Origin of the sequence: Burkholderia sp. S-53 (genome assembly GCF_025560745.1) — a bacterium.
In the GTDB taxonomy this organism is placed as follows: domain Bacteria; phylum Pseudomonadota; class Gammaproteobacteria; order Burkholderiales; family Burkholderiaceae; genus Burkholderia; species Burkholderia pyrrocinia.
In genome coordinates this window covers 2,939,260-2,964,515 of record NZ_CP090483.1, presented here as the reverse complement: position 1 = coordinate 2,964,515, position 25,256 = coordinate 2,939,260, and the positions used below count along the sequence as shown (strand labels likewise).

Genomic DNA, 25,256 nt, shown 5'->3' with positions numbered 1-25,256 from the left:
AGCTGACAGAGGTTCTCGGGCGTGACGCGCATCATAGCGCTCAACGACCGACCAGGAGACGCGATGAAGACGCTCGAAGACCATCTTTCCCAGTATGCGGCCTACCATCGCGACGCGCGCAACATCGCGACGCATCTGGTCGGCATCCCGATGATCGTGTTCGCGGTCGAAGTGCTGCTGTCGCGGCCGGCGATCGGGATGCTGGCCGGCATTGCGCTGTCGCCGGCACTGCTGCTCGCCGTCGCGTTCGCGGTGTTCTACCTGAGTCTCGACCTGCGGTTCGGGATCGTGATGACCGCGCTGTTCGCGCTCGGCCTGTGGGCCGCGCAGGCGCTCGCGCTGCTGCCGACCGCGCAATGGCTCGCGATCGGCATCGGCGCGTTCGTCGCCGGCTGGATCGTGCAGTTCGTCGGGCACTGGTTCGAAGGGCGCAAGCCCGCATTCGTCGACGATCTGGTCGGCCTGATGGTCGGGCCGCTGTTCGTCGTCGCCGAAGTCGCGTTCTTCGCGGGGCTGCGCGGCGACGTGCGCCGCGAAGTCGAGCGGCGGGCCGGGCCCGTGCACGGCGGCGCGCACTCGCATGTCTGACGGGCCGGTCTGCGTGGTCGGCGCGGGCGCCGTCGGCTGCTATCTCGGCGGCCGGCTCGCGGCAGCCGGCGCGCAAGTGACGCTCGTCGGCCGCGCGCGGATCGGCGACGCGATTCATCGGCACGGGCTCACGCTGACCGATCAGCGCGGTTATCGCGCGACGCTCGCGCCGGCCGATGTCGCGTTCGCGACCGATCCGGCCGCCGCGGCCGCCGCGCGGCTCGTGCTGGTCGCGGTGAAGTCGGCCGCGACGCGCGACGCCGCCGCGCAGTTCGCCGGCGTGTTGCGGCCCGGTACGGTCGTGATCAGCTTCCAGAACGGCCTGCACAATGCCGACGTGCTGCGCGACGCGCTGCCGCAAGCGACCGTGCTGGCCGGCATGGTGCCGTTCAACGTGATCGAGCGCGGGCCCGGCGCGTTTCACCAGGGTTCGGCCGGCGCGCTCGCGGCCGATGCGTCGCCCGCGCTGCAGCCTTTTACCGGCGCATTCGCGCGTGCCGGGCTGCCGCTCGCGCTGCATCGCGACATGCCGGCCGTGCAATGGGCGAAGCTGCTGCTCAACCTGAACAACGCGGTCAATGCGCTCGCGAACCTGCCGCTGCGCGACGAACTCGCGCAACGCGCGTATCGCCGCTGCGTCGCACTGGCCCAGCGCGAAGCGCTTCACTGGCTCGCGCGTGCCGCGATCCGGCCCGCGCGGCTGACGCCATTGCCGGCCGCGTGGATCCCGGCCGTGCTCGATCTGCCCGATGCGGCTTTCCGCGTGCTCGGCGGCCGGATGCTCGCGATCGATCCGCTCGCGCGTTCGTCGATGTCCGACGATTTGGCGGCACACCGTGCGACGGAAGTCGAGTGGATCAACGGCGAGATCGTTCGGCTCGCCGCGCGCTTCGGTGCGCCGGCGCCGGTCAACGCGCGACTGTGCGCGCTCGTCCATGACGCGGAAAACGCGGCGGCCCGTCCGGCGTGGCGCGGCGACGCGCTGTGGGCCGAGCTGGCCGCGCAGGCGCCGCGCACGGACGCCGCGCGGGCCGCGTAGGCCGGCTTTGCGCCATCGTTGCGCGGGTCGTACGCGATGCCACAGGCGGGGCGCAACGGCTAAGATGCGAGGTGCGTCATACGACGCCTATGCGGAGCCATCACCATGGTCGATCGCCCGACTCTCGACGCCTACGACGCGCATGCCGCGCAATATGCGCAGGACTGGCTCGACCAGGCCGCGCCCGACGACATGTACGCGCTGCTCGAGCAGCATTTCTCGCCGGGGCCGACCGCCGACGTCGGCTGCGGAGCAGGGCGCGACACGGCCTGGCTCGCTTCGCGCGGCTTCGACGTGCGCGGCTACGACGCGAGCACCGCGCTGCTCGACGAAGCGCGGCGGCGCCATCCCGATCTGAGCTTTGAACTGGCCGCCCTGCCGGCGCTGGCCGGCGTGCCGTCCGGCGCGTTTCGCAACGTGCTGTGCGAGACGGTCGTCATGCATCTCGAACAGGCGGACGCGGCCGCCGCCGCCGCGCGACTGGCCGATCTCCTGATGCCGGGCGGCACGTTGTACCTGAGCTGGCGGGTGGCCGGAAACGGCGCGCTGCGCGACGAGCGCGGCCGCCTCTATACGCCGCTCGACTCCGCGCGGATGCATGCGGCACTCGGCGCCGGCATGCACGTGATCGACGAACATGAAGTTGTCAGCGCGTCGTCCGGCAAGCGCGTGCACCGGCTGATCGTGCGCAAGGCCGCCGCCGCGTGAAGGCGGCGCGCCGTCGCGGTCATTCGCGGCTGAGCGCCGCTTCCCAGTTGATGTCGACGCAGAGCACCTGCATGCCCGCCGCGGCGGGCGCGGCGACCGACGCGGTCACGCACAGGTGTGCCTCGTTGATCGACAGGTAGGGCGGCGTCAGATGCACGCGGCCCGGCGCGCGCATCGCGTCGATGAAGTACGGGCGGCGCTCCCAGCTCGCACCCTCGGAATGCAGCAGTGGCCGGAAGCGCTTGGCGCGCTGCGACACGCTGCCGCGCGCGAGCACGTTGTCGCCGATCTGGCGTCCCGATGCGTCGAGCAGGAAGCAGCGCGCGGTCTCGGGCAGCCCGAGCACGGCGGCGGCCGAGTCGGTGAGCGATGCGCCGGCGCCGAGCTTCTGGCTCGCTTCCTCGAGCGCGGCGACATACGGCGCGAGCCGTTCCGCCTGCTTGCGCTCGCGTTGCGCGACGCGCAGCCGCAGCGCGGCCGACAGCGTATCCATGCAGCCCGCGGCAGCCTGCGGCTGCACCGGGTCGACGCTCGGCCCCGCGAAATACTGGCCCTGCACGAAATCGACGTTGCACTCGAGCGCGATCATTGCGTCGCGCTCGGTCGACAGCCCGCCCATCAGCACGAGCTGGCCGGATTCGTGCAGCAGCGACACGAGCCCCGGCAGCACGCGTTCGAGATGCGAGTGCTCGCTCGCCTGCGCGAGGATGCCGCGGTCGAGCGTGACGATGTCCGGATGCAGGTGCCACACGCGGTCGATGTTCGAGTGCTTCGCGCCGAACCCGCCGAGCGCGATCAGGAAGCCGGCCTTGCGCAGCCCGTCGACGATCGCCGCGTAGCGCGGCGTCTCGCCGCCCGCCTGCTCGGGCACCTCGAGCACCACGCGGTGCGGCGGCAGCCCGAGCGCCTTCAGGTTCGCGAGCAGCGCGTCGCCGTAGATGGTGTCCATCAGCGCGGCCGGGTGCAGGCTCAGGAAAAGCCATTCGTCGTGACTGTCGAACGCGTGGAAGTTGCCCAGATGCAGCGATTCGGCGAGCCGGCCGAGTTCGAGCAGGTCGCCGCGCCGTGCCGCCTGCGTGAACACCTCGTGCGACGCCACCTGGCGGCTTTCCTCGTCGTGCGCGCGCAGCGATGCGTGATAGCCGATCGCGCGGCGGTGCGACACCGAGAAAACGGGCTGGAACACGCTGAACACGGTGTAGCCGCCGTACAGCACGGTGCGCCGGTTCCCGTCGTCGCCGGCGACGGGGCGGGGCGGCTGAAAGCCGGGGGGATCGATTTCGATCATGCTCATGATGTCGGCCGAAGGAAGACTGCCAGTTTACCTAGAGAATAGGCGAGCAAGAAGCATGCACGGCATCGCGCCCCGTGCGGCGGCCCGTCGCGGCCGGAGAATGGGGCATCGCAGGGGCGGGCTGCACCGCAATGGTGCGCGCGGAGGCGGTGCGGCGCCCGAAACGGCGCGCGCCGCGCGTCACGCGCGCTCGGACGGGTCCGTCTTGCGCGCGGTGCTGCGGATCTCCGGTGCGAGCTGCGCGAAGATCCAAGCGGACGCGGCCGTGATGATCCCGACGCAGACGAACGTCGCATGGAACGCGGGCAGCGTGTTGCTCGGCGTGACGGTGCGCAGCATGCCGGTGAACGTCGCGAGCAACGCGCCGGCGACCGTGACGCCGAGGCTCATCGACAGCATCTGCACGAGCGAGAACAGGCTGTTGCCGCTGCTCGCGCCGCCGGTGCCGAGATCCTTCAGCGTCAGCGTGTTCATCGCGGTGAACTGCATCGAGTTGAAGCCGCCGAACAGCGCGAGGTGCACGACCTTCACCCAGACGGGCACCGTGTCGCGCATCAGCGCGAAGCTCGCCATCATCACGCCGACCATGATCGTGTTCGCGAGCAGCACCTTGCGATAGCCGTGCTGCGTGATCAGGCGCGTGATGATCCGCTTCGAGAACATCCCGGCCGCCGCGACCGGCAGCATCATCAGCCCGGCCTCGAACGCCGAGTAGCCGAGGCTCACCTGCAGCAACAGCGGGATCAGGTACGGCATCGCGCCGCTGCCGATCCGCGCGAACAGGTTGCCGAGCAGCCCGACGCTGAACGTGTGGATCCTGAACAGTTCCAGCGAGAAGATCGGCTGCGGCGCGCGCACCGCGTACAACCCGTACGCGACGAAGCACGCGAGGCTCAGGATCAGCAGCACGAGCACGGCCGCGTGCTGCATGCCGAGATCGGCGAGCCCGTCGAGCGACAGCGAGATTGCGACCATGCCGATCGTCAGCAGCAGATAGCCCTTCAGGTCGAAGCGGCCGACGGCCGGGTTGCGCGAATCGGGCATCGAATAGAAGGTGGCGATGCAGCCCGCGACGCCGACCGGCACGTTGATCAGGAAGATCCAGTGCCACGACGCGATCTTCACGAGCCAGCCGCCGAGCGTCGGCCCGATCAGCGGGCCGATCAGGCCGGGGATCGCGACGAACGACAGCGCGGACAGGTAGCGCTCGGCCGGAAAGGTGCGCAGCACCGCGAGCCGTCCGACCGGCAGCAGCATTGCGCCGCCGACCCCCTGCACGACGCGGAACGCGACGAGCTGCGTCAGCGTATGCGCGTTCGCGCACAGCAGCGAACCGAGCGAGAAGACCAGGATCGCGCTGAAGAACACGCGCCGCGTGCCGAACGTATCGGCGAGCCAGCCCGACACGGGGATCATCACCGCCATCGTCAGCGAGTACGCGATCACGACGGACTGCATCCGCAGCGGCGATTCGCCGAGGCTCGCGGCCATCGACGGCAGCGCCGTGTTGACGATCGTCGCATCGAGCGTCTGCATGAAGAAGCCCGTCGCAACGAGCCAGAGCATCACGGTGAGGTTCTTTTCGCCGGGAGCGGCGGCGGGCGGGCGTTGGAACATGAAGGCGGGGCGGTGGCGCGGGACAGCCGACATTGTAGGGAAAGCCGCCGCGCAGTGCAGGTTCGGTGCAGGCGCAATGCGAAGCCCGGCCGGCGGATGCCCGTCCCCGTCGGTTGACCAGTACAGTTCAGCCAAAAGTGTCTGCAGCCGTATCTGTCCGTGTGCTGCCACTGTCCGAAATACTGGAGCCATCGAACCCGTGCGACCAGGAGGCTGCCATGCGCGAACTGCGACTCTACGTGATGGACGGTGACGAGCCGGCCGGACGGTGGCGGATCGTCGATCGCACCGTGCTCGAGGTGGCCGAAGGCGACGCCTGGGTGACCGTCGAGGGCCTGCCCGACGACCACTGGCTCGGCGCCGGCGATTCGCTGACGTTGATGCCCGGCACGCGCGTGTGGGTCAGCGCGGGGCCGCACGGCGCGACCTTCGCGTTCGGTCCGCTCGTGGTGCCGGCCGCGCGCGCCGTGCACGCGTGGTGGCGTCCGCTCGTCGCGTGGCGCGACGGCCGGCGTCACGCGGCTGCGTCGCTGCCGACGTAGCGCGCCCGGGGCCGGATCAGCTTGCCGTCCGCGTATTGCTCAAGCGCATGCGCGATCCAGCCGGCCGTGCGGCCGGCTGCGAACAGCGTGAACGCCGCGCCGTCCGGCAGCGCGAGCGTACGCTCCAGCACCGCGAGCGCGAAATCGATCGCCGGCCGTAGGCCCGTCGCCGCTTCGACGCGCGCGGCGAGCGCACGTGCCGCTTGCAACGCCGGTCGGTCGGGCGTCGCGGCGTGCAGCGCGTCGAGCAGCGCCAGCGCGCGCGGGTCGCCGTCGGGGTAGAGCGGGTGCGCGAAGCCGGACAGGGCGGTGCGGCCGCCGTTCGCACGTTCGTCGTGCGCCAGCCGCAGCGCGAGGTAGCGGTCGAGGTCGACGGCGCGGGCCGCTTCGTCGAGCAGCGTGCCCGCGCGGAACGTCTCGCCGCCGTGGCGCGGCCCGGACAGCGCCGCCAGCCCGCCTGCGATCGCGCCGAACAGGTGGGTGCCGGTCGACGCGATGCAGCGCACCGCAAAGGTCGACGGATTCAGTTCGTGATCGGCGCACAGCACGAGCGCGCGACGCAGCAGGTCGGCTTCGTCGCGCCGTCGCACGCGCCACGCGGCAGCGAGCTGCCGGTGCACGGGCGCGTCGCCCGGCGCGATGCCGGCGAGCGCGGCCGTCGCGACACGCAGCAGCAGCGCGGCCGAATCGAGCTGCGCGTCGCGCCCCTGCGCCCACAGGCGCGGCAGCGACGCGGCCGCGGCCGGCAGCAGCACCAGCGTGCGTTCGAGCGGCGCGAGATGCGCCCAGCGGCGTGCCCAGTCGTCCCACTGCGCGGTGTCGAAACCGGTCGACGCGAGCGACGCGGCGGCAAGCCGCGCGGGCGGACAGTCCCACAGCCTCGCGGCCGTCTGCTCCAGCGTCGCCTCGTCGGCAAGCGCGATCGCATCGGCGCCACGGTAGCGCAGGCGGCCGTCGGCGATCTGCGTGATCCGCGATTCCAGCACCGGCACGCCCCAGTCGAGCGACCGCTCGGCGACGCCGCCCGCGCGTTTCGCATCGGCGCGGCGGCGCGCGAGCAGACGCACCTCGTCCGCGTCGTAGCGGCGGCGCTTGGTCGCGCCATCGGGCAGCGAGCGCAGCAGCCCGCGGCTCACATACGCATAGAGCGTGCTCACACTGACACCGAGGGTGCCGGCGGCTTCCTGCGCGCTGAGGGATGTCATGCCGGTCGCTCCTGGCGGGGCGCATGAAGCGCGGCCCCGCTACAACTATTCGTTATGTATCGATTCGTGCAATCAAGATTGATCGCACCTGTCGCGAATTCTAGACTCGATTCCGTCTCCCCCTACGACGCTGAGGCGCTCACTTCACCATGACACCCGAACTCGCATTGACGCATCTGTGGCAACTCGCGCACGGCGACCGCGGCGCGCTGGCCCGTACGACCGTGACGGGGCAGGACCCGACGCTGCCGTCGACGTTCCATATCGGCACGCTCGCCGCGGCAACGATCGCGGCCGCTGGGCTCGCGGCGGCCGAATGCCACCGGCTTCGCACGGGCGTCGTGCAATCCGTCGACGTGTCGGTGCGCGACGCGCTCGTCGCGTTCCGCAGCGAACGCTACCTGCGCGTGGACGACGGTCCGCCGCCGGAGTTGCGTCATCCGGTGACGGGCTTCTTCGAGACGCGCGACGGGCGCTGGATCCAGTTGCACGCGAACTTCCCGCATCACCTGCACGGGATCCTCGACGTGCTCGGTTGCGGCGCGCAGCCGGCCGAGGTCGCCGCGGCGATCCGCACGTGGGACGGTGCGGCACTCGATACCGCGCTGGCCGAGGCCGGCCTGTGCGCGGCATTGATCAGAACACCTGATGAATGGGCGGCGCACGAGCAGGCGCATGCGATTGCGTCGCTGCCGCTGTTCGAGATCGAGCGGATCGGCGACGCGCCGGTCGAGCCGATCGGCCGCGGCGAGGCCGGCCAGCCGCTCGCGGGCGTGCGCGTGCTCGATCTCACGCGCATCATCGCGGGGCCGGTCGCGGGCCGCACGCTGGCGTCGCACGGTGCGCAGGCACTGCTCGTCAACGGCCCGCACCTGCCGAACATCGCGCCGCTCGTGATCGACAACGGGCGCGGCAAGCGTTCGACATGGATCGACCTGCGCGAAGACGCAGGCGTCGATACGCTGCACGCGCTCGCACGCGACGCGGATGTGTTCCTGCAGTCGTACCGGCCCGGCGCGCTTGCGGCACGCGGTTTCGCGCCGCAGGCGCTGGCGGAACTGCGGCCCGGCATCGTCTGCGTGTCGGTGTCCGCATACGGGCACTCGGGGCCGTGGGCGAAACGGCGCGGCTTCGACAGTCTGGTGCAGTCGGCGAGCGGGATCGCATGGCAGGAGCAGCAGGCCGCGCACGCGGACAAGCCGCGCCATTTGCCATGCCAGGCGCTCGATCATGCGACGGGTTATCTCGCGGCGTTCGGCGCGATGATCGCGCTCGCGCGGCGGGCGCGCGAAGGGGGGAGCTGGCACGTGCGGCTGTCGCTCGCGCAGACGGGGCGCTGGCTGCAGTCGTTCGGCGCCGTGCCGGACGGCCTGCAGGCGCCCGATCTCGCGGCTGCCGACGTGCGCGACCGGATCGACCGCATCGCGTCGCCGTTCGGCACGATCGACGCCGTGCGGCCGGCCGAACGGTTGTCGGCGACGCCGCCGTCGTTCGCGCGGCCGCCCGTGCCGCTCGGCACCGACGATGCTCGCTGGCTGTGAGTGCCGGCGGCGCGGCTTGCGTTACTTGCGCAGTTCGACGACGAAGTCGTAGTAGTCGTTGCGGCAGTAGGTATCGGTCAGCTCGATCGCGCGCTGGTCCGACGTATAGCCGATCCGCGTGATCAGCAGCAGCGCGTCGTGCGGCGCGATGCCCATCTGTTCGGCGATCTCGTCGGTCGCGTTGACCGCGCGGAAATGCTGCAGCGCGCGCACGATCGGCGTGCCGCGCGCTTCGAGATAGCTGTACAGCGAACCGCCGATTGCCTGCGGATCGGGAATCAGCGTCGCGGGGAACGTCGAGTTCTCGACGGCCATCACGATGCCGTCGGCGAGGCGCAGGCGCTTCAGGCGCGTAACCGACGCGGCCGGCGACAGCCCGAGCTGGATCACCTCGTCGCGGTTCGCGGGCTGGATCTCGCGTGCAAGCCATTGCGAGCTCGGCTTGAAGCCGCGGCGCTCGAGCATTTCGCTGAAGCTCGACAGCCGCGACAGCGGATCCTCGTAGCGCGGCTGGATGAAGTTGCCCGCGCCCTGCGTGCGGCGGATCAAACCCTGCTCGACGAGCAGCGCGATCGCCTTGCGCGCGGTGATGCGCGACACGCCGAGCGCATCGGACAGCACGCGCTCTGACGGCAGCGCCTCGCCGGCCGTCCAGCGATTGTCGTGGATTGCGTCGCCGAGCTTGCGGGCGAGCTGCAGGTAGAGCGGCGTGTCGTTGTCGGGGTCGGGGCGCAGGTCCTGCCAGCGGTCGTCCGTGGGTGACTTCATGGAGTGGGTATCGATCAGGTTGCGGCCATTCTAAGTCATCATGCGGCGCCGTTATAGCCGGTTTTTGCCCCGCAATAGGCCGGTGTCGCGCCGATTGACTACACTGATGCGTCGTATTCCATGCTTCGGCCGCGGTGTGCGGCCACGAATCCGCAGCGAGGAGCGCATGACAGACACGATCGCCACGGTCGTCCTGCCGGACGGCGAGACGATTCCGAAGCTCGGCCAGGGCACCTGGGAAATGGGCGAGCGGCCGGCCCGCCGCGCGGACGAGATCGCCGCGCTGCGCGAAGGCGTCGAACTCGGGATGACGCTGGTCGACACGGCCGAGATGTATGGCGAAGGCGCGACCGAGTCGCTCGTCGGCGAGGCGCTTGCCGGCCTGCGCGACGACGTGTTCCTCGTCAGCAAGGTCTATCCGCACCATGCGAGCCGGCGCGGCGTCGTCGCCGCGTGCGATGCGAGCCTCAAGCGCCTGCGTACCGATCGCCTCGACCTGTACCTGCTGCACTGGCGCGGCTCGGTGCCGCTCGAAGAGACGGTCGAGGGCTTCGACGCGTTGCGACGCGCGGGCAAGATCCGTCACTGGGGCGTGAGCAACTTCGATACGGCCGACATGGACGAACTCGTCGACGAGGCGGGCGGCGGCGCGTGCGCGACCAACCAGATCCTCTACAACATCGCGCGGCGCGGCCCGGAATTCGACCTGCTGCCGTGGCTCGCCGAACACCGGATGCCGGCGATGGCGTACAGCCCGGTCGATCATGGGAGGCTGCCGAAGCGCTCGCCGCTCGACGAGATTGCACGGCAGCGCGGCGTGTCGGTGATGCGCGTCGCGCTGGCATGGGTGCTCGCGCAGCCGGGTGTATTCGCGATCCCGAAGGCGTCGCGGATCGAACATGTGCGCGACAATCGTGCCGCGCTCGATTTCGTGTTGAGCGAAGACGAGCGCGCGCAGCTTGACGCGTACTTCCGTGCGCCGCGCAGCAAGCGCGCGCTCGAGATGCTCTGACGGCACCCGGCCGGGCAACGCGTCCGGTCAGTGGTTGCCTCCGGACGATCCGCCGTTGCCGTGACCGCCGCCATTGCCGTGGCCGGTGCCGTTGCCATTGCCGACGCCGTTGGCACCACCATTGCTGGCGCCACCACTGCCGTTGCCATTGCCGTCGCCGCCGCCATTGCCGTGGCCACCGTTGCCGCCGTTGCCGCCGGCGCCACTACCGTTACCGCCGCCGTTGCCCGCGCCTCCGTTGCCGTTGCCGCTGCCACCGCCATTGCCGTGACCACCGTTGCCGCCGGCGCCACTGCCGTTCCCGCCGCCGTTGCCCGCGCCGCCGCTGCCGCCGCCATTGCCGTGGCCACCGTTGCCGCCGGCGCCACTGCCGTTACCGCCGCCGTTGCCCGAGCCGCCAGTGCCGCTGCCACCTCCATTGCCGTGGCCACCGTTGCCGCCGTTGCCGCCGGCGCCACTACCGTTACCGCCGCCGTTGCCCGCGCCTCCGTTGCCGTTGCCGCTGCCACCGCCATTGCCGTGACCACCGTTGCCGCCGGCGCCACTGCCGTTCCCGCCGCCGTTGCCCGCGCCGCCGTTGCCGCCGCCATTGCCGTGGCCACCGTTGCCGCCGGCACCACTGCCGTTCCCGCCGCCGTTGCCCGAGCCGCCAGTGCCGCTGCCACCGCCATTGCCGTGGCCACCGTTGCCGCCGGCACCACTGCCGTTCCCGCCGCCGTTGCCCGAGCCACCGTTGCCGCTGCCGCCGCCATTGCCGTGGCCGCCGCTGCCGCCGGCACCACTGCCGTTCCCGCCGCCGTTACCCGCGCCTCCAGTGCCGTCGCCGCCGCCATTGCCGTGACCACCGTTGCCGTGGCCGCCGCCGTCATCGCCGCCATTGCCGTGACCACCATTGCCGTGGCCGCCGCCGTCATCGCCGCCATGGCCACTACCACCGTTGCCGTGGCCGCCGCCGTCATCGCCGCCATTGCCGTGACCACCGTTGCCGTGGCCGCCGCCGTCATCGCCGCCATGGCCACCACCACCGTTGCCGTGGCCGCCGCCGTCATCGCCGCCATGGCCACCACCACCGTTGCCGTGGCCGCCGCCGTCATCGCCGCCACCATGTCCGCCATGGCCTCCGCCACCCGAGGTGCCGCCACCCGAAGTACCGCCACCTGAAGTACCGCCACCTGAAGTACCGCCACCCGAAGTACCGCCACCCGAAGTACCGCCACCCGAAGTACCGCCACCCGAAGTACCGCCACCCGAAGTACCGCCACCCGAGGTGCCGCCACCCGAGGTGCCGCCACCCGAGGTACCGCCACCCGAGGTGCCGCCACCCGAGGTACCGCCACCCGAGGTGCCGCCACCCGAGGTACCGCCACCCGAGGTACCGCCACCCGAGGTGCCGCCACCCGAGGTGCCGCCACCCGAGGTACCGCCACCCGAGGTACCGCCACCCGAGGTACCGCCACCCGAAGTACCGCCACCCGAAGTACCGCCACCCGAAGTACCGCCACCCGAAGTACCGCCACCCGAAGTGCCGCCACCCGAAGTGCCGCCACCCGAAGTGCCATCACCGGAGCCACCGTTGCCGGACGAATTGCCTCCTCGGCCGGTGCCGCTCGTACCGCCGGACGTTGAGCCTGTCGCTCCGCCGGCACCGGCAGGTCCCACAGCGCCGTTTCCGTTATTTCCGCCGCTACCGCTACCGGGGTTGCCGCCACTGCCGCTCGAGCCGGCACCTTTACCGCCAATTCCACCGCCGGCATAGACATGCACCGCGCATGCAGCCGGATTGGCTGCGCACGACGAAGCGTCCTCGACCAGTGTCATGACGGCGTCCGCGCTGGCAACTGCGTCGGGCACGGAGTCAGGTGTTGCGTTCTGCGCGACTGCATACGAGCAGCAGCACGCAAACGCGGCCGCGGCCATCAAGGTCGCGCGATAGCACCGTCCCGCCGCGCGGAACGGCTGTTTTTTCTTAAGCATCATGGCCTCCCGATGCGCGCGATGCCTCGTCGTCGCGCGACGATCTACGTGTGGAGCAGGGGGGCCATAAAAGATTCGTTGTCCTAACGGCGGCCGATTACCTTCGGGCCGGCGCTTGAAGCCAGCCGCGAACGCGGATCGGCACGCGGGCCCGCCGTGCGAAGCCCTATCAGCGAGATTCGTGCCACCGGCCGCTTACACCCGTGGCGCAAGGCGCGCGCATGCATGCGACGGCGCATGACGCGTCGTCGGGGGAGTTTTGTTTCCGAAATGAAACATCTGAGCGATGCTCAGCGCGTCGGCGCGTCGGCCGCGCGCTGCCAGCGGTGGAACAGGATCGATGCGATCCAGCAGACGAGGAACAGCGCGACGATGCCGTAGCCGATCGAGCCGAAGCGTTCGCCGAGCGCATCGAGCGCGTCGCGCACGGGGCCCGTCAGCGCCAGCTTGTCGGCGAGCAGGCCGGCCGCCTCGATCCCGCCGATCGCCAGCGCGACGGCCGCCGACACGAACGTGATGCTCGCGTTGTAGAGCAGCTTGCGCTGCGGATCGTCCATCGCCCAGCCGTATGCATGAATCATCAGCACGTTGTCGGTCGAGTCGATCAGCGTCATGCCGGCGGTGAACAAGGCGGGAAACAGCATGACCGTATAGACCGGCAACCCCTGGCTTGCTTGCGCGGCGGCAATCGCGAGCAGGCCGATTTCGGTTGCAGTATCGAAACCTAGCCCGAACAGCACGCCGACCGGATACATGTGCCAGCTCTTCGACACGAACCGGAACAGCGGGCGCAGCAGCCGCGACACGAGTCCGGCCGGGCCGTGCACATGCGCGGCGCCGTGCGCGTGCTCCGGCATGCCGCGATAGCGCCGCCACACGTCGCGCAGGATCATCAGGTTCACGCACGCGAGCACAAGCAGGAAAGTAGCCGACACGGCCGTGCCGATCGTGCCGCCGATCTCGCGGAACGCATCGAACCGGTCGCGCAGTGCGAACGCGGTCAGCGCGATGGCGAGCGTCGCGGCGATCACGATCGTCGAATGACCGAGCGAGAAGAACAGCCCGACGCTTACCGGACGCTGGCCGTCCTGCATCAGCTTGCGCGTCGCGACGTCGATCGCCGCGATGTGATCGGCGTCGACCGCATGACGCAGTCCGAGCCCGTACGCGATCGCCGCGGTGCCGAGCAGCAGCGGATGGTCGCGCAGCACCGCGAGCGCCCAGAGCCAGACGGCGACGTTCGCGGCGATCAGGCCGGCGTAGAGGGTCAGCAGGCGGCGCAGGGCAGGGGTGGGCGGCATCGGGCGGTTTCATCTGACGAATCGCGATGCATTGTGGCATGCGAAAAAAATGACTGGCGTGCCGATCAAAAAGCCGCGAGCGGTGCGCACCGGACGAAAAAAAGCCCGTCCGGAACCGGACGGGCCTGGCATGCGGCAGGGCGCGAGCGCCCGGCGCTTACTTCGCCTTCGCGCTGATCACGCCTTCCGATACGTTGGCCGGCGTTTCCGCGTAGTGCTTGAACTCCATCGAGTACGTCGCGCGGCCCTGCGTGGCCGAACGCAGCGACGTCGAATAGCCGAACATCTCCGCGAGCGGCACTTCGGCGCGCACGAGCTTGCCGCCGCCGCCCGCGATGTCCTCCATCCCCTGCACGATGCCGCGCCGGCTCGACAGGTCGCCCATCACGTTGCCCATGAAGTCCTCGGGCGTCTCGACCTCGACCGCCATCATCGGCTCGAGCAGCACCGGCTTCGCGCGGCGCATCGCTTCCTTGAACGCCATCGAGCCGGCCATCCGGAACGCGTTTTCGTTCGAGTCGACGTCGTGGTACGAACCGAACGTCAGGTGCACCTTCACGTCGACGACCGGGTAGCCCGCGAGCACGCCGCTCTTCAGCGTTTCGGTGATGCCCTTGTCGACGGCCGGGATGAATTCGCGCGGAATCACGCCGCCCTTGATCTCGTCGAGGAACTCGTAGCCCTTGCCCGGGTTCGGTTCGAGCGTGATCACCGCATGGCCGTACTGGCCGCGGCCGCCCGACTGCTTGACGAACTTGCCCTCGACATCGGACGCCGTCGTGCGCACCGTCTCGCGATACGCGACCTGCGGCTTGCCGACGGTCGCTTCGACGCCGAACTCGCGCTTCATCCGGTCGACCAGGATTTCGAGGTGCAGCTCGCCCATCCCCGAAATGATCGTCTGGCCGGACTCCTCGTCGGTCTGCACGCGGAACGACGGGTCTTCCTGCGCGAGGCGGTTCAGCGCGAGGCCCATCTTTTCCTGGTCGGCCTTCGTCTTCGGCTCGACGGCCTGCGAGATCACCGGCTCCGGGAATTCCATCTTCTCGAGGATGATCGGCTTGGTCGGATCGCACAGCGTGTCGCCGGTGGTCGCTTCCTTCAGGCCGACGGCCGCCGCGATGTCGCCCGCGCGCACTTCCTTGATCTCCTTGCGCTCGTTCGCATGCATCTGCAGGATCCGGCCGAGCCGTTCCTTCTTGTCCTTCGTCGCGTTGAGCACCGTGTCGCCCGATTCGACGACACCCGAATACACGCGGAAGAAGATCAGCTGGCCGACGAATGGGTCGGTCATGATCTTGAACGCGAGCGACGAGAACGGCTCGTCGTCGCTCGGATGACGTTCCGCCGGCTTTTCCGGATCGGCGAAGTCGTGGCCGAGGATCGCCGGCACGTCGACCGGCGACGGCAGGTAGTCGATCACCGCGTCGAGCATCGCCTGCACGCCCTTGTTCTTGAACGCGCTGCCGCACAGCATCGGCACGATCTCGTTCGCGATCGTGCGCTTGCGCAGCGCGCCCTTGATCTCGTCCTCGGTCAGCGATTCATGGTCGTGCAGATACTTCTCGAGCAGTTCCTCGCTCGCTTCCGCCGCGGCCTCGATCATCTTCTCGCGCCATTCGTGCGCAAGCTCGACGAGATTCGCGGGAATCTCCTCGTACGAGAACTTCACGCCCTGGCTTTCGTCGTCCCAGACGATCGCCTTCATCTTGACGAGATCGACGACGCCCTGGAAATGATCTTCCGCGCCGACCGGAATCTGGATCGGCACGGCGACGCCCTTCAGGCGCTCGCCGATCTGCCGCTGCACGCGGAAGAAGTCGGCGCCGACGCGGTCCATCTTGTTGACGAACGCGATGCGCGGCACCTTGTACTTGTTCGCCTGGCGCCACACGGTTTCGGACTGCGGCTGTACGCCGCCGACCGAGTCATAGACCATGCATGCGCCGTCGAGCACGCGCATCGAGCGTTCGACCTCGATCGTGAAGTCGACGTGGCCCGGGGTATCGATGATGTTGATCCGGTGCTCCGGGTAGTTGCCGGCCATGCCTTTCCAGAAAGCCGTGGTCGCCGCCGACGTGATCGTGATGCCGCGTTCCTGCTCCTGCTCCATCCAGTCCATCGTGGCCGCGCCGTCGTGCACTTCACCGATCTTGTGGCTCACGCCGGTGTAAAACAGGATGCGCTCGGTCGTCGTGGTCTTGCCGGCATCGATGTGAGCGCTGATCCCGATATTGCGATAGCGCTCGATGGGGGTTTTGCGGGGCACGTGAACCTCCTGGTGGTTCGGATCGTAAGCGGGCAGGCTGGGCCGGCCCGGGTTTGGAACAAGCGAGACTTAAAGCATAGCGCTTGCGCGTGGCTTTTGCAGATGCGGCCAGCACCGGCGGAATCAAGCCGGGCGGCGGCGCCGGCTGGCGAAAAAAAAGCCGGCGCGCGCGGGCGGCCGGCTTCGGTCGGGGCGCGGCGCGAGGCCGCGGATCGCCGTTACTGGGCCTTCGGCAGGCCGTCGAGCTTCATGCCCGGCTTGATGCCCTTCGCGGCGAACCAGCCCTTGCTCATTTCGAGCGCATAGACGCCGTTGTTGCGCGGGCAGTGGTTGTCGGTCGTCTCCGCCTTCATCTCGTCGATGTCGGTGATCGTGCCGTCCGCACGGATGAATGCGATCGACAGCGGGATCAGCGTGTTCTTCATCCAGAAGCAGTGCACGGCATTCTCGTTGAAGACGAACAGCATGCCTTCGTTCGGCGCGAGCTGCGAACGGTACATCAGCCCCTGTTCGCGGTCGGCGTCGTTCGCGGCGACGGCCGCGTCGATCACGTACATGCCGGCGCGCAGCTTCACGTGCGGGAACTCGCTCGGCTGCTTGGCGCCGGGCGGCATCTGCGCGCTGGCGGCCTGCATGCCGACGGCGAGGACGGCGAGCGCGGCGGGAAACACGGCGGCACGCGCAAGGCGGCCGAGCGACGAGCGCAGGGAGAATTGCACAGCAAGGCTCCTATCTGGAAAACGAGACCCGCATGGTACGCGATGCGCGCCGGCGGGCACAAAAAGAAAAAGGCAGATCGCCTTGCGGTGATCTGCCTTTCAACGCCGTAAGAACGGCAAGACTGCGTGTTCTTGACTGCGTTATTACAACCAGCTTGCTTAGTTCGAAGCAGCTGCCGGGGCTTCGGCTTCGCTTGCAGCCTTCTTAGCAGCGTGGTGCTTCTTAGCTGCGTGGTGCTTCTTGTGCGTTGCCTTCTTAGCCGGTGCCGAAGCAGCTTCTGCCGGAGCAGCAGCAGCCGGAGCGGCCGGAGCCGAAGCTTGTGCGAAAGCAGCCGTTGCGAAGAGGCCAGCGACCAGAGCGGCGATCAGTTTGTTCATGTTGTGTTCCTCAGCTTTAGTTAATTAACCAAATGACCCGGCATAGGAGTCATGACGTCTAACGGTGCCATCCACCTTTCGGTTGACAGACGCTTCGAGAAATTTCTCATTGCGCTGCGGGCGCCGAATCGTATTCGAAGAAAACGTCGCTTTCGTGACGCAAACACGGGTTCGGCTGCCAATGCCGGATAGCTCAGGGTGGCATCTGCGTGATTTAACGCGCGATCTTCGCAGGCGGTTGACGAAAAAGATGACGAAAAATTCGCGTGTCCGGAATCCGTCATCCGGCGGGCGCGAAACCGTCCCACGGCGCGCGCGGCGGCAGCGCAATTGTTTCGCCTGGCGCAATGCCGAGCGCGAATATGTCCAGCGCACCGATGCCGACGCGCACCAGACGCAACGTCGGGAAGCCGACGGCCGCCGTCATCCGGCGCACCTGCCGATTCTTGCCTTCGGTGATCGCCAGTTCGATCCACGTGGTCGGGATCGCGGCGCGGTAGCGGATCGGCGGGTTGCGCGGCCACAGCGCGTCGGGCGGCTCGATGAACTCGGCGCGGCACGGGCGCGTCACGTAGTCGCCCAGATCGACGCCGCGCGCGAGCGCCTTCAGGTCGGCCGGGCCCGGCGCGCCCTCGACTTGCGCCCAGTAGCGCTTGACGAGCTTGTGGCGCGGCTCCGCGATGCGCGCCTGCAGCGCGCCGTCGTCGGTGAGCAGCAGCAGGCCCTCGCTGTCCGCGTCGAGCCGGCCGGCCGCATAGACGCCGGGCGTTTTTACCCAGTCGCCGAGCGACGGCCGCGTCTCGTGCGCGGAAAACTGGCAAATCGTGCCGAACGGCTTGTTGAGGGCGATCAGGTTCATGGCAGGGCGCCCGCCCGGCGTGCCGCAGGAAGCGGGGCGGGCGGTCTATGGCAAATGGCGGAATCTTAATGCATAATACGGAACGGCAAGTCCTCTGTCTTATATAAGACATAAGTGAGGTCTTGATACGCAGTGCCGCGCTTCGTGCCGAAGTGCCCGGTTGGGGCGCTAGAATAGCGGCTCGCTGTTGCCGTCACGGGGTGGCCATGCCGCGCCCCCGCCGCGCGCGCAGCTTCGACCAGCATCACCTGCTCAGCCACGTCACTGGAGTCGATCATGCCGTATCAGCACATCAAGGTTCCGGAAGGCGGTGACAAGATCACCGTCAACAAGGACTTCTCGCTCAACGTTTCCGATCAGCCGATCATTCCCTATATCGAAGGCGACGGTACGGGCTTCGATATCACGCCGGTCATGATCAAGGTCGTCGACGCGGCGGTCGCGCATGCCTACAAGGGCAAGCGCAAGATCCACTGGATGGAGATTTTCGCGGGCGAGAAGGCGACGAAGGTGTACGGTCCGGACGTGTGGCTCCCGGACGAAACGCTGCAGGTGCTGAAGGAATACGTGGTGTCGATCAAGGGGCCGCTCACGACCCCGGTCGGCGGCGGCATCCGTTCGCTGAACGTCGCGCTGCGCCAGGAACTCGATCTCTACGTGTGCCTGCGCCCGGTCCAGTACTTCAAGGGCGTGCCGTCGCCGGTGCGCGAGCCGCAAAAGATCGACATGGTGATCTTCCGCGAGAACTCGGAAGACATCTACGCGGGCATCGAATGGGCCGCGGGCTCCGAGCAGGCGAAGAAGGTGATCAAGTTCCTGCAGGACGAGATGGGCGTGAAGAAGATCCGCTTCCCGGAAACCTCGGGGATCGGCGTCAAGCCCGTGTCGACCGAAGGCACCGAGCGTCTCGTGCGCAAGGCGATCCAGTATGCGATCGACAACGATCGCAAGTCGGTCACGCTGGTGCACAAGGGCAACATCATGAAGTTCACGGAAGGCCTGTTCCGTGACGCAGGCTACGCGCTGGCCCAGAAGGAATTCGGCGGCGAGCTGATCGACGGCGGCCCGTGGATGCGCGTGAAGAACCCGAAGACGGGCAACGAGATCGTGATCAAGGATTCGATCGCCGACGCGTTCCTGCAGCAGATCCTGCTGCGCCCGGCCGAATACGACGTGATCGCGACGCTGAACCTGAACGGCGACTACATCTCCGACGCGCTGGCCGCGCAGGTCGGCGGCATCGGGATCGCGCCGGGCGCGAACCTGTCGGATTCGGTCGCGATGTTCGAGGCGACGCACGGCACCGCGCCGAAGTACGCGGGCAAGGATTACGTGAACCCCGGTTCCGAGATCCTGTCGGCGGAAATGATGCTGCGCCACCTCGGCTGGACGGAAGCGGCCGACACGATCATCGCGTCGATGGAGAAGTCGATCCTGCAGAAGCGCGTCACGTACGACTTCGCGCGCCTGATGGAAGGCGCGACGCAGGTGTCGTGCTCGGGCTTCGGCGAAGTGCTGATCGAGAACATGTAAGACCCCTTGCGGGGTGGGCCGGAGCGTTTCCGGCCGCCCCGGCGCCACCTGCCGGCGCCGGGGCGTTTCGTGGATGGCAGGTTTGGTTTGACAGGGCGGTCCGGCGTGCGGGCCGCGGCGCCGCGAAGCGGCCCGGAGGCCCTGCAAGGTAGAACATGACGGCCCTCGCAACACCATCGCCCGGCTGAATCCGGCGCCCCTTTCGCGATCGACCCGGTCGCTCCCCGCCGGTTACCCGCCGGCGCTCCTCAGTCCCACTTTCACGTAGCAACGCATTGACCATGTCCACTTCGCCCAAGATCATCTATACCCTCACCGACGAGGCGCCCGCGCTCGCGACCTATTCGCTGCTGCCGATCGTCAAGGCCTTCACGCGCTCGTCCGGCGTCGCCGTCGAAACGCGCGACATCTCGCTCGCCGGCCGCATCGTCGCGGCATTCGCAGACATCCTGCCGCCGGAGCAGAAGGGTTCCGACGATCTGGCCGAGCTGGGCCAGCTCACGCTGAAGCCGGAAGCGAACATCATCAAGCTGCCGAACATCAGCGCGTCGGTGCCGCAGCTCAAGGCCGCGATCGCCGAACTGCAGGCGCAGGGCTACAAGCTGCCGGCCTATCCGGAAGATCCGTCGACGGACGAAGAGAAGGCCGTCAAGGCCCGCTACGACAAGATCAAGGGCAGCGCGGTGAACCCGGTGCTGCGCGAAGGTAACTCCGACCGCCGCGCGCCGCTGTCGGTCAAGAACTACGCACGCAAGCATCCGCACAAGATGGGCGCCTGGAAGGCGACCTCGAAGGCGCACGTCGCCCACATGAGCGAAGGCGACTTCTACGGCAGCGAGAAGTCGGCGCTGATCGCCGATGCCGGCAGCGTGAAGATCGAACTCACGACGGCCGACGGCGCGAAGAAGGTCCTGAAGGAAAAGACGGCCGTGAAGGCCGGTGAAATCATCGATGCATCGGTGATGAGCCGCAACGCGCTGCGCAGCTTCATCGAGGCGCAGATCGCCGACGCGAAGGCGCAGGACGTGCTGTTCTCGGTGCACCTGAAGGCGACCATGATGAAGGTCTCCGATCCGATCCTGTTCGGCCATTTCGTGTCGGTGTTCTACCGCGACGCGCTCGCGAAGCACGCGGACGTGCTGGCGCAGGCCGGCTTCAACCCGAACAACGGGATCGGCGATCTGTACGCGCGCCTGAAGGACCTGCCGGCCGACACGCGCGAAGCGATCGAAGCCGACATCAAGGCCGAATACGCAGTGCGCCCGCGCCTCGCGATGGTCAACTCCGACAAGGGCATCACGAACCTGCACGTGCCGAGCGACGTGATCGTCGACGCGTCGATGCCGGCGATGATCCGCGATTCGGGCGGCATGTGGGGCCCGGACGGCGCGCTGTACGACGCGAAGGCCGTGATTCCGGACCGCTGCTACGCGGGCGTGTACCAGGCCGTGATCGAAGACTGCAAGCAGCACGGCGCATTCGATCCGGTCACGATGGGCAGCGTGCCGAACGTCGGCCTGATGGCGCAGGCGGCCGAGGAATACGGTTCGCACGACAAGACGTTCCAGATCCCGGCGGACGGCGTCGTGCGCGTCACCGATGAAGCCGGCAACGTGCTGCTCGAGCACGCGGTCGAGTCGGGCGACATCTGGCGCATGTGCCAGACGAAGGACGCACCGGTGCAGGACTGGGTCAAGCTCGCGGTAAACCGCGCTCGCGCGACCGGCGCACCGGCCGTGTTCTGGCTCGATCCGGCGCGCGCGCACGATGCGCAGATCATCGCGAAGGTCGAACGCTACCTGAAGGATCACGACACGAACGGCCTCGACATCCGCGTGCTGACGCCGGTCGAAGCGACGCGCTTCTCGCTCGAGCGCATCCGCGCGGGCAAGGACACGATCTCGGTCACCGGCAACGTGCTGCGCGACTACCTGACCGACCTGTTCCCGATCATGGAACTCGGCACCAGCGCAAAGATGCTGTCGATCGTGCCGCTGATGGCCGGCGGCGGGATGTTCGAAACGGGTGCGGGCGGTTCCGCGCCGAAGCACGTGCAGCAGTTCGTCGAGGAAGGTTTCCTGCGCTGGGATTCGCTCGGCGAATTCCTCGCGCTGGCAGCGTCGCTCGAACACCTCGGCCACGCATACCAGAACCCGAAGGCGGTCGTGCTCGCGAAGACGCTCGACCAGGCGACCGGCAAGTTCCTGGACGAGAACAAGTCGCCGGCGCGCAAGGTCGGCGGCCTCGACAACCGCGGCAGCCACTTCTACCTGTGCCTGTACTGGGCGCAGGCGCTCGCCGAGCAGACCGAGGACGCCGCGCTGAAGGCGCAGTTCGAAGGCGTGGCGAAGGCGCTGTCCGACGGCGAAGCGCGCATCCTGGAAGAACTGGCGGCCGCGCAGGGCAAGCCGCAGGCCATCGGCGGCTACTACCGTCCGAACGTCGACCTGACGAGCCAGGCGATGCGCCCGAGCGCGACGCTGAACGGCATCGTCGACGCGGTCGCCTGACGCAGGCCGCGCAAGCGCGCGGGCCAATGCGTGTGTCGGCGCGGCGGGTTTTGCCGTCCGCCGTCCGACACAAAAGAAAAACGCCCCGGACGCCCGGGGCGTTTTTCGTTGCAGGCTTGCCATTCAGACGTGGACGATTTCCCACTCGGCGATTTCGTGCGGCACTTCGAGCGTCGCCGTGTCCAGTTCGGACAGTTGCTCGCAGTCGCCGCGGGAGATGTGGTCGGCCGCCACTTCGGGGCACGAGAACGCGCCGAGCAGGGCGTTGCCGAACGTCGCTTCCCAGCCGCCGTTACCCGGCAGGATGTAGAACGACCCGAGCGCTGAACCAAAGCGAAATCCCTTCATTTCCGTTCTCCCTTTCTGATCACAAGCGATTCTGTTGTGCCGCCCGCCGGCTCGGCCGGCTGTGGCCCGACTGGCTGCTTGCGCCGGGTTCCGTATCGAACGTCGTGGCGAAGCGTCAGTGCATGGAACAAAGTCTACGTCCGCGACCCGATCGGATGGTGCGCGTAGAGCGGCTTCTCGAAACGAAAATTCTCATTTAAAAACAACGCATTATTTTTGCCATTTTGTATTGTGGAACGATTTTTGGCATCGCGAAACAGGAAATTTGTGCCCTGCACCACGAATTTTTATAAGGCAGAGACTTGTTCCGCATCGTGAAATATTCACGGTTTCGCGATGGGATAGCGCGACGAGCGCCAATGCAGGGACGGACGGCAGGCGTCAAGCGGTCGCCCGGAGGGCGTCATGGGAGCGGATAAGTGGCGGCGGCAGTCGCCGGCGAAGGGCAGCGCGTCGCAGATTGGCGCTTCCGTCGACGCGTGTTGAAACCGGCGCAACAGCGCCGCGCACTGCGGCGTATCGCCGCCCGACCGGCGGCGGCGCGTCTGGACAGGGGCCTGCGGTTATCATGACGCGGGCATCAGGTTTCGCGTCGCGCATCGGCGTTCGATGCCGGCCGGCGCGGGCGTCGCGGCTTCCGCGCGACGCAGCAAGGATAACGAGGAACGATTGATGATACGGAGAACCTTCCTGTCGCGCGCCATCGGTGTCGCGGCCGCGTCGCTGTTCGCGCGCACCGCGTGGGCGCAGCATGCGGGTCATGCCGGCATGGCCGGCATGGATTCGATGGACGACATGCCCGGCATGTCGGGCATGTCAGGGATGTCGGCTCACGCGCAGCACGGCAAGCCCGCGCCGGCCGCGCTCGCGGCCGCCGACGCGCTGCCGGCCGGCGCGCCGCTTGCCTCGTTGCGCACGCTTGCGAACGAAAGCCGCGAACCCGGCACGTTCCGGGCCACGCTGGTCGCGCAGCCGGTGGCGCGGCCGATGCTGCACGGTGTGCGGCCGACCACGTTCTGGCAGTTCGGTGCGGGCACGCAAGGCCCCGTCGTCGGCCCGCTGATCGACGTGCGCGAGGGCGATACGGTCGAGATCAAATTCGTGAACAAGCTGCCGCAGCCGTCGACGATCCACTGGCACGGGCTGCCGGTGCCGCCCGACCAGGACGGCAATCCGTCCGATCCGATCGCACCCGGCGCGTCGCACGTGTACCGCTTCACGTTGCCGAAGGGCAGCGCCGGCACCTACTGGTACCACCCGCATCCGCACATGATGACGGCCGAGCAGGTGTTTCGCGGGCTGGCCGGCCCGTTCGTCGTGCGCGCCGCGGACGATCCGCTCGCCGGCTGGCCCGAGCGCAACCTGTTCGTGTCGGACCTGAAGCTTGCACGCGACGGCACGATTGCACCGAACGACATGATGGACTGGATGAACGGCCGTGAAGGTCAGTTCGTGCTGGTCAACGGCGCACGCCGGCCGCGGATCGACGTCGCCGGCGACGAACGCTGGCGCGTATGGAATGCGTGCAGCGCGCGCTACCTGCGCGTCGCGTTCGACGACGGCCGCGCCTTCGAGCACGCGGGCACCGACGGCGGGCTGTTCGACGCGCCGCGCCGCGTGACGTCGTTGCTGATTGCGCCGGGCGAGCGCGCGGAGCTACTGGTGCGCGCCGGTGATCGCGCGTCGCGCGCGGTGCTGCAGGCGGCCGAATACGACCGCCGCAAGATGGCGATGTCGCACGACGACGGCCACGGCAGCCTGCCGCCCGACCCGGCGCTGGCGCTTGCCGATGTCGCGTTCGCGCCTGCCGAGGCGCGCGCGCTGCCCGCGACGCTGCGCGCGGTGCCGCCGCTGGGCGAACCGGTTGCGCACAAGACGGTCGCGTTTGGCGAAGAAATGGACATGGACGCGATGATGAAAGGCGCGGCACACGGCCGCCCGGCGGGCATGCGCTTCACGATCAACGGAGCGACCTACGCGCCGCACCGCGCGACGCTGACGAGCCGCCGCGGCGACGTCGAGCGTTGGGAGATCCGCAATGCCACCGACATGGACCATCCGTTCCACCTGCACGGCACGCAGTTCCAGGTGATCGAGCGCGCGTCGGGCGGCTCGCGCACGGCCGAACCGTTCCGCGCGTGGCGCGATACCGTGAACGTCCGCAGCGGCGAAACCGTGACGATTCTCGTCACGCAAGACATGCCCGGCGAACGCATGTTTCATTGCCACATTCTCGAACACGAGGATCTCGGCATGATGGGCACGCTGAAGGTCGTGTAACGAAGGCGCTAATGTGTTTCACATGCCGGATCAGTTTCCGATCTGCATGCGTGACAAGACAATACGTGTTCAATAATCGGGATTGAACGAAAAGGCCGGCCAATCGATTATCGATTGGCCGGCCTCAAAAAAAGAAACCCGGCGCATTGCGCCGGGTTTCTTCGTCCGATATCCGATGCCTTTATGCGGCCTGGATGTTCGACGCTTGCTTGCCCTTCGGTCCTTGAACGACGTCAAAGCTCACCTTCTGGCCTTCCTTCAGCGTCTTGAAGCCATTCATGGTGATAGCCGAGAAGTGCGCAAACAGATCCTCACCGCCCTCGTCGGGAGTGATGAAACCGAAGCCCTTCGCGTCGTTGAACCACTTAACGATACCAGTTGCCATACCTACTTCCCCTGTCACACAGTCGCTGCTACTTACCACGAGCACGCTCGAAAAGCTAAACGACCGGAAAATGCAGCCGTTCCCCCCTCACAAGCTCACCTCGGCCTCTTTCATTTCGCCAACCGGCAATTTGAAAAAAGTGCCAGCTTGATTGTTGGCGCTCTTTATTGGAGTGTCAAGTGGAATTTTTAGACGTATGGAGGGCCGTTGTAAAGAACCCATTTTCAGGGTTTTTCCGGCTTTGCTTTGCAGCATGCGGCCAAGCGCGGGGACTTGAAAAGCCGCATAATCGGCTCATATACCAGGCTCGAGTGACACGCGTTCGAGTCGTCCCGGCTTGTGGGATACTGGATGCGGATACGACGTTCCGGTGCGGTTCCCCCTGA

The 25,256-nt window shown here is 67.9% G+C and carries 22 protein-coding genes; 9 read left to right on the top strand and 13 right to left on the bottom strand.

Features of this window, described 5'->3' with window-relative positions; genetic code table 11:
• The first annotated feature begins 63 nt into the window (after positions 1 to 63).
• The 3 genes from LXM88_RS18780 to LXM88_RS18770 all read left to right on the top strand — a co-directional run bounded on the left by LXM88_RS18780 (position 64) and on the right by LXM88_RS18770 (position 2,335).
• Positions 64 to 588, top strand: coding sequence for an Mpo1 family 2-hydroxy fatty acid dioxygenase (locus LXM88_RS18780; protein WP_262535975.1), 525 nt, complete (start codon positions 64 to 66; stop codon positions 586 to 588).
• Positions 581 to 1,627 carry a 2-dehydropantoate 2-reductase gene (locus LXM88_RS18775; protein ID WP_262535973.1) on the top strand — a complete coding sequence of 349 codons (1,047 nt, stop codon included), beginning with the start codon at positions 581 to 583 and terminating at the stop codon, positions 1,625 to 1,627. The genes LXM88_RS18780 and LXM88_RS18775 overlap by 8 nt, the downstream gene beginning before the upstream one ends.
• 105 nt (positions 1,628 to 1,732) lie before the next feature.
• Positions 1,733 to 2,335 (top strand): class I SAM-dependent methyltransferase, encoded by a 603-nt coding sequence (locus LXM88_RS18770; RefSeq protein ID WP_262535971.1) that lies wholly within the window; start codon positions 1,733 to 1,735, stop codon positions 2,333 to 2,335.
• Between the two features lie 19 nt (positions 2,336 to 2,354).
• On the opposite strand, the gene LXM88_RS18765 is transcribed toward LXM88_RS18770, so the two are convergent.
• Both LXM88_RS18765 and mdtD read right to left on the bottom strand, forming a co-directional pair.
• A complete protein-coding gene (locus tag LXM88_RS18765; RefSeq protein ID WP_262535969.1) occupies positions 2,355 to 3,629 on the bottom strand; it encodes an EAL domain-containing protein in 1,275 nt (424 codons plus the stop codon).
• 180 nt (positions 3,630 to 3,809) lie between these two features.
• Positions 3,810 to 5,246: a multidrug transporter subunit MdtD gene (gene mdtD / locus LXM88_RS18760; protein WP_262535968.1), complete on the bottom strand. Its 1,437-nt coding sequence runs from the start codon at positions 5,244 to 5,246 to the stop codon at positions 3,810 to 3,812.
• 218 nt (positions 5,247 to 5,464) lie between these two features.
• Here mdtD and LXM88_RS18755 point away from each other — a divergent pair, with 218 nt between their 5' ends.
• On the top strand, positions 5,465 to 5,788 hold the full coding sequence (locus LXM88_RS18755; protein ID WP_262535966.1) for a DUF2917 domain-containing protein: 324 nt from the start codon (positions 5,465 to 5,467) through the stop codon (positions 5,786 to 5,788).
• On the opposite strand, the gene LXM88_RS18750 is transcribed toward LXM88_RS18755, so the two are convergent.
• Complete coding sequence (locus LXM88_RS18750) at positions 5,761 to 6,993, bottom strand: citrate/2-methylcitrate synthase (RefSeq protein ID WP_262535965.1); 1,233 nt, start codon at positions 6,991 to 6,993, stop codon at positions 5,761 to 5,763. The two genes, LXM88_RS18755 and LXM88_RS18750, sit on opposite strands and share 28 nt — an antisense overlap.
• Before the next feature lie 149 nt (positions 6,994 to 7,142).
• On the opposite strand from LXM88_RS18750, the gene LXM88_RS18745 reads away from it, so the two are divergent.
• A complete protein-coding gene (locus tag LXM88_RS18745) occupies positions 7,143 to 8,534 on the top strand; it encodes a CoA transferase (RefSeq protein WP_262535964.1) in 1,392 nt (463 codons plus the stop codon).
• A 21-nt stretch (positions 8,535 to 8,555) separates the two neighbouring features.
• Here the strand turns inward: LXM88_RS18745 and LXM88_RS18740 are convergent, their stop codons facing one another.
• Entirely contained in the window at positions 8,556 to 9,302 is a 747-nt protein-coding gene (locus tag LXM88_RS18740) for a GntR family transcriptional regulator (RefSeq protein WP_174384412.1), read from the bottom strand.
• Positions 9,303 to 9,468: 166 nt separating this feature from the next.
• Here LXM88_RS18740 and LXM88_RS18735 point away from each other — a divergent pair, with 166 nt between their 5' ends.
• Positions 9,469 to 10,314, top strand: a complete 846-nt coding sequence (locus tag LXM88_RS18735) for an aldo/keto reductase (RefSeq protein ID WP_262535963.1) — start codon at positions 9,469 to 9,471, stop codon at positions 10,312 to 10,314.
• A 27-nt stretch (positions 10,315 to 10,341) separates the two neighbouring features.
• Here LXM88_RS18735 and LXM88_RS37305 read toward each other — a convergent pair whose 3' ends face one another.
• The 6 genes from LXM88_RS37305 to LXM88_RS18705 all read right to left on the bottom strand — a co-directional run bounded on the left by LXM88_RS37305 (position 10,342) and on the right by LXM88_RS18705 (position 17,814).
• A complete protein-coding gene (locus LXM88_RS37305) occupies positions 10,342 to 12,288 on the bottom strand; it encodes a hypothetical protein (protein ID WP_412524141.1) in 1,947 nt (648 codons plus the stop codon).
• Between the two features lie 290 nt (positions 12,289 to 12,578).
• Positions 12,579 to 13,589: a HoxN/HupN/NixA family nickel/cobalt transporter gene (locus tag LXM88_RS18725; protein ID WP_262535959.1), complete on the bottom strand. Its 1,011-nt coding sequence runs from the start codon at positions 13,587 to 13,589 to the stop codon at positions 12,579 to 12,581.
• A 157-nt stretch (positions 13,590 to 13,746) separates the two neighbouring features.
• Positions 13,747 to 15,858: an elongation factor G gene (fusA, locus tag LXM88_RS18720; protein WP_262535958.1), complete on the bottom strand. Its 2,112-nt coding sequence runs from the start codon at positions 15,856 to 15,858 to the stop codon at positions 13,747 to 13,749.
• A gap of 218 nt (positions 15,859 to 16,076) precedes the next feature.
• Positions 16,077 to 16,577 (bottom strand): DUF192 domain-containing protein, encoded by a 501-nt coding sequence (locus LXM88_RS18715; RefSeq protein ID WP_262535957.1) that lies wholly within the window; start codon positions 16,575 to 16,577, stop codon positions 16,077 to 16,079.
• A 159-nt stretch (positions 16,578 to 16,736) separates the two neighbouring features.
• Positions 16,737 to 16,955 carry a hypothetical protein gene (locus LXM88_RS18710; RefSeq protein WP_072444916.1) on the bottom strand — a complete coding sequence of 73 codons (219 nt, stop codon included), beginning with the start codon at positions 16,953 to 16,955 and terminating at the stop codon, positions 16,737 to 16,739.
• Between the two features lie 280 nt (positions 16,956 to 17,235).
• A complete protein-coding gene (locus LXM88_RS18705; RefSeq protein WP_034178831.1) occupies positions 17,236 to 17,814 on the bottom strand; it encodes a pseudouridine synthase in 579 nt (192 codons plus the stop codon).
• 276 nt (positions 17,815 to 18,090) lie between these two features.
• Between LXM88_RS18705 and icd the strand changes: the two genes are divergently transcribed.
• Together icd and LXM88_RS18695 are read left to right on the top strand one after the other, a co-directional pair.
• Positions 18,091 to 19,347: an NADP-dependent isocitrate dehydrogenase gene (gene icd, locus LXM88_RS18700; RefSeq protein ID WP_034178829.1), complete on the top strand. Its 1,257-nt coding sequence runs from the start codon at positions 18,091 to 18,093 to the stop codon at positions 19,345 to 19,347.
• Positions 19,348 to 19,628: 281 nt separating this feature from the next.
• Positions 19,629 to 21,857 (top strand): NADP-dependent isocitrate dehydrogenase, encoded by a 2,229-nt coding sequence (locus LXM88_RS18695; RefSeq protein WP_262535953.1) that lies wholly within the window; start codon positions 19,629 to 19,631, stop codon positions 21,855 to 21,857.
• Positions 21,858 to 21,980: 123 nt separating this feature from the next.
• Here LXM88_RS18695 and LXM88_RS18690 read toward each other — a convergent pair whose 3' ends face one another.
• A complete protein-coding gene (locus LXM88_RS18690) occupies positions 21,981 to 22,205 on the bottom strand; it encodes a hypothetical protein (RefSeq protein WP_006490888.1) in 225 nt (74 codons plus the stop codon).
• Between the two features lie 672 nt (positions 22,206 to 22,877).
• Between LXM88_RS18690 and LXM88_RS18685 the strand changes: the two genes are divergently transcribed.
• Positions 22,878 to 24,485 (top strand): multicopper oxidase family protein, encoded by a 1,608-nt coding sequence (locus tag LXM88_RS18685; RefSeq protein ID WP_262535942.1) that lies wholly within the window; start codon positions 22,878 to 22,880, stop codon positions 24,483 to 24,485.
• Positions 24,486 to 24,666: 181 nt separating this feature from the next.
• Here the strand turns inward: LXM88_RS18685 and LXM88_RS18680 are convergent, their stop codons facing one another.
• Together LXM88_RS18680 and LXM88_RS18675 are read right to left on the bottom strand one after the other, a co-directional pair.
• Positions 24,667 to 24,870: a cold-shock protein gene (locus LXM88_RS18680; RefSeq protein ID WP_006478030.1), complete on the bottom strand. Its 204-nt coding sequence runs from the start codon at positions 24,868 to 24,870 to the stop codon at positions 24,667 to 24,669.
• 87 nt (positions 24,871 to 24,957) lie between these two features.
• Complete coding sequence (locus tag LXM88_RS18675; protein WP_164991967.1) at positions 24,958 to 25,125, bottom strand: hypothetical protein; 168 nt, start codon at positions 25,123 to 25,125, stop codon at positions 24,958 to 24,960.
• Positions 25,126 to 25,256: the final 131 nt, after the last annotated feature.

What these genes read in the sequence shown, in the direction of transcription:
- LXM88_RS18780 (WP_262535975.1), top strand. Translation starts at nt 64, where the DNA reads ATGAAGACGCTCGAAGACCATCTTTCCCAGTATGCGGCCTACCATCGC.
- LXM88_RS18775 (WP_262535973.1), top strand. Translation starts at nt 581, where the DNA reads ATGTCTGACGGGCCGGTCTGCGTGGTCGGCGCGGGCGCCGTCGGCTGC.
- LXM88_RS18770 (WP_262535971.1), top strand. Translation starts at nt 1,733, where the DNA reads ATGGTCGATCGCCCGACTCTCGACGCCTACGACGCGCATGCCGCGCAA.
- LXM88_RS18765 (WP_262535969.1), bottom strand. Translation starts at nt 3,629, where the DNA reads ATGAGCATGATCGAAATCGATCCCCCCGGCTTTCAGCCGCCCCGCCCC.
- mdtD (WP_262535968.1), bottom strand. Translation starts at nt 5,246, where the DNA reads ATGTTCCAACGCCCGCCCGCCGCCGCTCCCGGCGAAAAGAACCTCACC.
- LXM88_RS18755 (WP_262535966.1), top strand. Translation starts at nt 5,465, where the DNA reads ATGCGCGAACTGCGACTCTACGTGATGGACGGTGACGAGCCGGCCGGA.
- LXM88_RS18750 (WP_262535965.1), bottom strand. Translation starts at nt 6,993, where the DNA reads ATGACATCCCTCAGCGCGCAGGAAGCCGCCGGCACCCTCGGTGTCAGT.
- LXM88_RS18745 (WP_262535964.1), top strand. Translation starts at nt 7,143, where the DNA reads ATGACACCCGAACTCGCATTGACGCATCTGTGGCAACTCGCGCACGGC.
- LXM88_RS18740 (WP_174384412.1), bottom strand. Translation starts at nt 9,302, where the DNA reads ATGAAGTCACCCACGGACGACCGCTGGCAGGACCTGCGCCCCGACCCC.
- LXM88_RS18735 (WP_262535963.1), top strand. Translation starts at nt 9,469, where the DNA reads ATGACAGACACGATCGCCACGGTCGTCCTGCCGGACGGCGAGACGATT.
- LXM88_RS37305 (WP_412524141.1), bottom strand. Translation starts at nt 12,288, where the DNA reads ATGCTTAAGAAAAAACAGCCGTTCCGCGCGGCGGGACGGTGCTATCGC.
- LXM88_RS18725 (WP_262535959.1), bottom strand. Translation starts at nt 13,589, where the DNA reads ATGCCGCCCACCCCTGCCCTGCGCCGCCTGCTGACCCTCTACGCCGGC.
- LXM88_RS18710 (WP_072444916.1), bottom strand. Translation starts at nt 16,955, where the DNA reads ATGAACAAACTGATCGCCGCTCTGGTCGCTGGCCTCTTCGCAACGGCT.
- LXM88_RS18705 (WP_034178831.1), bottom strand. Translation starts at nt 17,814, where the DNA reads ATGAACCTGATCGCCCTCAACAAGCCGTTCGGCACGATTTGCCAGTTT.
- icd (WP_034178829.1), top strand. Translation starts at nt 18,091, where the DNA reads ATGCCGTATCAGCACATCAAGGTTCCGGAAGGCGGTGACAAGATCACC.
- LXM88_RS18695 (WP_262535953.1), top strand. Translation starts at nt 19,629, where the DNA reads ATGTCCACTTCGCCCAAGATCATCTATACCCTCACCGACGAGGCGCCC.
- LXM88_RS18690 (WP_006490888.1), bottom strand. Translation starts at nt 22,205, where the DNA reads ATGAAGGGATTTCGCTTTGGTTCAGCGCTCGGGTCGTTCTACATCCTG.
- LXM88_RS18685 (WP_262535942.1), top strand. Translation starts at nt 22,878, where the DNA reads ATGATACGGAGAACCTTCCTGTCGCGCGCCATCGGTGTCGCGGCCGCG.
- LXM88_RS18680 (WP_006478030.1), bottom strand. Translation starts at nt 24,870, where the DNA reads ATGGCAACTGGTATCGTTAAGTGGTTCAACGACGCGAAGGGCTTCGGT.
- LXM88_RS18675 (WP_164991967.1), bottom strand. Translation starts at nt 25,125, where the DNA reads ATGCTGCAAAGCAAAGCCGGAAAAACCCTGAAAATGGGTTCTTTACAA.